At 51.7% G+C, this 5,402-nt stretch carries 9 protein-coding genes; 4 read left to right on the top strand and 5 right to left on the bottom strand.

All coding sequences use genetic code 11. The features are described 5' to 3' along the window. Positions 1-126: YfcL family protein (locus tag AC6R1O_RS13065; RefSeq protein ID WP_500657161.1), on the bottom strand; the 126-nt coding region annotated here is incomplete at its 3' end. Positions 127-283: 157 nt separating this feature from the next. Here AC6R1O_RS13065 and AC6R1O_RS13060 point away from each other — a divergent pair. The 3 genes from AC6R1O_RS13060 to AC6R1O_RS13050 are packed head-to-tail and all read left to right on the top strand — an operon-like array spanning position 284 to position 1,358. Continuing rightward, positions 284-481 carry a hypothetical protein gene (locus AC6R1O_RS13060; RefSeq protein WP_500632785.1) on the top strand — a complete coding sequence of 66 codons (198 nt, stop codon included), beginning with the start codon at positions 284-286 and terminating at the stop codon, positions 479-481. Beyond that, positions 471-836: an LruC domain-containing protein gene (locus AC6R1O_RS13055; protein ID WP_500632787.1), complete on the top strand. Its 366-nt coding sequence runs from the start codon at positions 471-473 to the stop codon at positions 834-836. Before AC6R1O_RS13060 ends, AC6R1O_RS13055 begins: the two co-directional genes overlap by 11 nt. A 12-nt stretch (positions 837-848) precedes the next feature. Next, positions 849-1,358 (top strand): hypothetical protein, encoded by a 510-nt coding sequence (locus AC6R1O_RS13050; protein ID WP_500632784.1) that lies wholly within the window; start codon positions 849-851, stop codon positions 1,356-1,358. Here AC6R1O_RS13050 and AC6R1O_RS13045 read toward each other — a convergent pair. The 3 genes from AC6R1O_RS13045 to prmB form a co-directional block, all read right to left on the bottom strand. Further along, positions 1,351-1,881: an elongation factor P hydroxylase gene (locus AC6R1O_RS13045; RefSeq protein ID WP_500626001.1), complete on the bottom strand. Its 531-nt coding sequence runs from the start codon at positions 1,879-1,881 to the stop codon at positions 1,351-1,353. The genes AC6R1O_RS13050 and AC6R1O_RS13045 overlap by 8 nt on opposite strands. 112 nt (positions 1,882-1,993) lie before the next feature. Continuing rightward, positions 1,994-3,079, bottom strand: coding sequence for a chorismate synthase (gene aroC, locus AC6R1O_RS13040; protein WP_500632783.1), 1,086 nt, complete (start codon positions 3,077-3,079; stop codon positions 1,994-1,996). Positions 3,080-3,272: 193 nt separating this feature from the next. Further along, positions 3,273-4,205: a 50S ribosomal protein L3 N(5)-glutamine methyltransferase gene (gene prmB, locus AC6R1O_RS13035; protein WP_500632782.1), complete on the bottom strand. Its 933-nt coding sequence runs from the start codon at positions 4,203-4,205 to the stop codon at positions 3,273-3,275. A 63-nt stretch (positions 4,206-4,268) separates the two neighbouring features. Between prmB and smrB the strand changes: the two genes are divergently transcribed. Then, entirely contained in the window at positions 4,269-4,799 is a 531-nt protein-coding gene (smrB, locus tag AC6R1O_RS13030; RefSeq protein WP_334555259.1) for an endonuclease SmrB, read from the top strand. A 3-nt stretch (positions 4,800-4,802) separates the two neighbouring features. On the opposite strand, the gene flhB is transcribed toward smrB, so the two are convergent. After that, positions 4,803-5,402, bottom strand: a 600-nt coding sequence (gene flhB / locus AC6R1O_RS13025) for a flagellar type III secretion system protein FlhB (protein WP_500657160.1), incomplete at its 5' end; no start/stop codon positions are given.

Genomic DNA, 5,402 nt, shown 5'->3' with positions numbered 1-5,402 from the left:
ACACGCCGCGGCGGAGAGAGAAATGTGCCCACGCAGGTAGCCACCTGCAAACAACTCATCTTCCGATGCTGTCTCAATACGCGCATCAATTAGCGCAAGCAACGCTTCTTCGTATTCCGTGATCATTCTTTGTAGCTACCTAAAATCAGTTTGATTCTCAAAAAGAGGCCAAAGCTTCTCACATTGAGAAACCCAAGGCAAATGCTTGTGTTCACAAGGGGTTGTCCTCTGGCATATCGGTTGCAATAGGGAGTTATGCACCGCAAACAACCAAGGAATTGCTATGAAGATGTCCCGATTGTCCGTCAACGTTCTCGTCGCCTTATCCCTCGCCGTAGCACATCACAGCGCGCGTGCTGAGGTGCCTTTTGCGCAATGTCCCACTCAGGAGCAGTGTGGCACGAGCTACCGCCCCACTTGGACCCTGCACGTTACCCTACTCAACGCGCCGAGCTTAGCGCAGATGCCCGATTCCCTATGACCCATTCATCTTTGCCGCACCCGGCCATTACCATGGTGATATTGGCCATCAATTGTCCGGCTCTCACCCTGGCCGTAGCTTAGAGATCCACCTAAAGAATGAAGCACCGACGGTCAAGTTTGATCCCCGCTACCGAGCAAATGGCGTCGACGCCTCGTCCGGTGACACTTACTTTCACACCAGCAACGGGCTACCTTGGGCGATTGAAATCCCCACAAACTGGGCCCACCCACTGGAGCAGGTCGATATTCTCAACGCCTACCCAAGTTTTGATGAATTCGCCCAAGATGATAACGGCACCACCGCCACCAACTGGTACACACTCGCAGTACCCAGCCGAATTTACATCGACTAAAGGAGACGCCCGATGAGACAGCCTACACACTTCAACCCTTACTTTACAGGCGCACTATTGCTTGCCTCCCTTGGCCTCTCTGCTTGTGGCGGAGGAGGCGGCGGTGACGAGGGGGGAAGCTCCGCGAGCGCCGATGCCGTGCAGCCATCCCCATCCGCTACGCCAGCGGCAACCACCGAGGGACTCCAAGCGCTCTCGATCAGTTATGACAATGACCTTGCGTCAGTCTACACGCTCAATATCGACGTGATGCTCAATGAATTGAATGGCAAAATCGCTTACCTCTCGGTATGCGACAATCGCACGGCACAAGGCGATCTCAGTTTGGTTGACTATGACCAATGCTTAGTGAAGTCTTCACTTAATAACGGCTTGGCGCAGATTGATTTGAGCGTCGCCAACCATTGGTCATCGCTGATTGCTGTAGTGTGGGTTATGGAAGAAGGCAGCGTACCAACCTCATACACCTACCAACATCAGGGCGAGTCAGAGGCGGTGTGGCTGATTCCAAGCTCTATTTGACGATAAAGGCGTCAGGTTTAAGTGGCGGGGTTTGGTAGAAGGCACGTAATGCCTCAGACAATGCCAGCACACGCGGCGGCAACCCCGTTGCTAAAATGGACATCACTTCTTGATGGACTTTTTGCATGAACCCGAGGCGGTCAGGTTCAACGTCGCCATTGAGATTGTCGCAACTGACACTAAATGCAAAGCCAGCGCTGACCGATAGGATCCACTCGTACGCCTGCGGACGTATCTCCACTTGTTCAAACTGCGCTTGAACCTGTTCATCGCGGCCATCGGGGTGATACCAATAACCAAAATCTTCCAGTAAACGGCGCTCAGGACCTGCCACACACCAATGGGCGATTTCATGCAGTGCAGACGCATAGAAACCTCGTGCAAACACGATGCGATGGTAAGGAGTAGAGTCATCCGCGGGAAGATAGATAGGCTCATCACCGCCAAGTTCAAGACGGGTCTGATACTGCTCAAAAAAGGTCTGATTGAAGAGTGCAATCAAATCGCGATAATCGTGGGTCATCTATGTGGAAGTTCAAAGTAACGATGCGCGCCATTGTACCCGACTCTGCAGCCAGCGTTAAGACGCGCTACAGCGAAAAGAAAACGGCTTCCTTGCGAAGCCGTTTGTACGATTAAATTTTCGGGGTTTGCGTCGTGACACCGTGGTTTTGACCGCGATGACGCAGCAAGTGATCCAGCAACACAATCGCCAGCATGGCTTCAGCAATCGGCACTGCGCGAATGCCAACACAAGGGTCATGGCGGCCTTTGGTAATCAGCTCTGTCGACTCCCCTTGCTTGGTGATGGTTTCACCCGGTACGGTAATGCTCGACGTTGGTTTGAGCGCGATATTCGCGACAATGTCTTGCCCAGTCGAGATACCGCCTAAGATGCCACCAGCATGATTGCTACCAAAACCGCTTGGCGTGAGAGTATCACGATGCTGGCTGCCTTTTTGGCTTACCACATCAAAACCATCGCCGATTTCGACGCCTTTCACCGCGTTGATGCTCATCAGTGCATGCGCAATGTCGGCGTCTAGGCGATCAAATACTGGCTCGCCAAGTCCAACGGGTACGCCAGTGGCGACCACTTGCAATTTGGCACCGATAGAGTCGCCCTGTTTTTTCAAATCTCGGATCAATTGATCGAGCTGCTCGACCTTACCCACATCCGGGCAGAAAAATGGGTTGTTCTCGATCTCATCCCAATCGACTTTCTCAATGGCGACATCGCCCATCTGCGATAGGTAAGCGCGAATTTCGACACCAAACTCTTGCTTAAGGTATTTCTTCGCAATCGCGCCCGCCGCTACGCGCATCGCTGTTTCACGAGCAGACGAACGGCCGCCACCTCGATAATCACGCACTCCATACTTTTGATGGTAGGTGTAGTCAGCATGACCGGGACGGAACTTGTCTTTGATCTCTGAGTAGTCTTTTGAGCGTTGGTCGGTATTTTCAATCAGCAAACCGATCGAAGTCCCGGTCGTTTTCCCTTCAAACACACCGGAAAGGATTTTTACTTCATCAGGTTCGCGGCGTGCAGTGGTATAGCGAGAAGTGCCTGGACGACGACGGTCGAGATCCGTTTGAATATCTGCTTCTGAGAGGTCTAAACCTGGAGGGCATCCGTCAACGATACATCCTAGTGCGATACCGTGACTTTCTCCGAATGTGGTCACTCGGAAATGTTGTCCGATACTGTTTCCTGCCATTACTTCCTCGTATTATTTCAGCCTTGTCAAATAGGCTTTACACGTCAATTGTTCGTTTTTTCATAGTGTCTTTATTACGGTTTGATGTAAAGCCCCAAGCCAGAACTATTTTTGTTCAGCTTGCCGCGAAAACGCTAGAGAGCAAAACGCCGAGCAAAAGCTCGGCGTTTAGGCGTGCACAGTTGGCAACAAATCAGTCTTTGTACAACTTGAATTCATCGGCGCAAGCGACCAGTTGGTCACGCGTCAACAAGAAGACACCATGTCCGCCGTTTTCGAACTCTAACCAAGTGAATGGGATGTCTGGATATTGCTCCATCATGTGCACCATGGAGTTGCCCACTTCACAAATCAAAATACCCTTATCGGTCAGATAATCGGGGGCATTGGCAAGAATGCGGCGCACCAGCTTGAGACCATCACTACCCGCCGCTAAGCCCAGTTCAGGTTCATGGGTGAACTCTTGCGGCAAGCTGTCCATGTCTTCTTGATCCACATACGGTGGATTCGTGACAATCAAGTTGTAACGCTCTTTCGGTAAATCGCGGAACAGATCCGAGCGAATTGGGAAGACTTGTTGCTCCATGCCGTGATCTTGAACGTTCTGTTCTGCCACTTGCAGCGCGTCGGATGAAATATCAATAGCGTCCACTTCCGCATCTGGGAAGGCGTACGCACAAGCGATGGCAATACAACCACTGCCGGTACACATATCCATAATGCGCGTCGGCTCTTCGATTAGCCAAGGTTCGAACTGAGCTTGAATCAGCTCACCAATCGGAGAGCGTGGCACCAAGACACGTTCATCGACGAAGAATTCCAAACCACAGAACCAGGCACGATTCGTCAGATAGGCGGTAGGCGTGCGCTCATTGATGCGTTTCACCACACGCTCGACGACGCGCAGGCGCTCACTGCTGGTCAAACGAGAGTTGAGAACATGGGGAGGCACATCAATCGGCAGATAGAGTGTGGGTAGGATCAACTGAACGGCTTCATCCCAAGCATTGTCAGTGCCGTGACCGTAAAATAGGTGAGCGGCGTTGAAACGGCTGACCGTCCAGCGAATCATATCTTGAAGGGTATGCAGTTCCGATACCGCTTCTTCTACAAAAATCTTATCCAAAATTGCCTCCGAAAAGCGCTACAATACTGCCAATAGCATTAATCATACCTATTGAAATCACCCATGAACAAAAAAGACACCGATATTGATGACGATTTCGCCCTCTTCAGGGATGCAGTACAAGGCGTAAAAAAGTTGCGACAGGATACCATAGTCCAACAGCCAAAAAGAAACACTAAGCAGAAAGAAATCACACGCAGCGCACGTGAAGCGAGCGACTCGGAGTTTTACTTCTCTGACGAGTTTGTACCGCTCCTCAATGAAGAAGGGCCAACACGCTACGCCCGCGACGACGTGTCACAGTATGAGGTGAAGCGACTCCGCCGTGGCGTGTACGTGCCTGATGTCTTTTTGGATATGCACGGCATGACGCAACTGGAGGCCAAGCGTGAACTCGGCGCGATGATTGCCTATTGCATCAAAAATGAAATTGCCTGTGCCTGTGTTCAGCATGGCATCGGCAAACATATCCTGAAGCAAAAAACGCCGCTATGGCTGGCCCAGCACCCTGATGTGATGGCGTTTCACCAAGCACCGCTTGAGTTTGGTGGCGATGGCGCGTTGCTGGTTTTACTCTCGATCCCCGAAAAATAATCGTTACTGGCGCAAATCTGGCGGGATTGGGAGTTCGGACGCCTTGAGCTTCGGCCTTTGACCGCCACGTTTGCGGTACTGCTTGAGCTGGAACACATACGCCAACACTTGAGCCACTGCGGTAAACAGCCCATCTGGGATCTCTTGCTCCAACTCTGTTGAATGATACAGCGCCCGAGCCAATGGCGGAGCGGGGATCACGTAGATATCATGCTCTCGCGCCACTTCTCGAATTTTAAGCGCCATGTGATCGGTCCCTTTCGCGACCACAATCGGCGCGCGATCTTTATCTTGCTTGTACCTGAGCGCCACGGAAAAGTGCTCTGGGTTGGTAACAATCACATCCGCTTGCGGCACTTCTGCCATCATCCGCCGCTGCGCGGCTTCCCGTTGTAGCATCCGAATACGGCCTTTTACCTCAGGTTTACCCTCGGTCTCTTTGTACTCGTCTTTGACCTCTTGCTTCGTCATTTTCAATTGGTTGGCGTGCTGCCAGATTTGGAACGGAATATCGATGGCGACCACCACCAATAGAGAGCAGCTAATCAAGAGCACAAAGTTGAGTAAGATATCGAGCGCATGGAAGATGTTTTGCGGGTAAAC

The sequence above is a fragment of the Vibrio sp. R11-SG3-ISO3-SZ genome, assembly GCF_059834345.1.
Note: the sequence above shows the minus strand (reverse complement) of the source record. Positions and strands in the feature narration are given on the sequence as shown.

Bases quoted from the DNA above. Each gene is read 5' to 3' on its own strand.
- AC6R1O_RS13060 (WP_500632785.1), top strand. From the start codon at position 284: ATGAAGATGTCCCGATTGTCCGTCAACGTTCTCGTCGCCTTATCCCTC.
- AC6R1O_RS13050 (WP_500632784.1), top strand. From the start codon at position 849: ATGAGACAGCCTACACACTTCAACCCTTACTTTACAGGCGCACTATTG.
- AC6R1O_RS13045 (WP_500626001.1), bottom strand. From the start codon at position 1,881: ATGACCCACGATTATCGCGATTTGATTGCACTCTTCAATCAGACCTTT.
- aroC (WP_500632783.1), bottom strand. From the start codon at position 3,079: ATGGCAGGAAACAGTATCGGACAACATTTCCGAGTGACCACATTCGGA.
- smrB (WP_334555259.1), top strand. From the start codon at position 4,269: ATGAACAAAAAAGACACCGATATTGATGACGATTTCGCCCTCTTCAGG.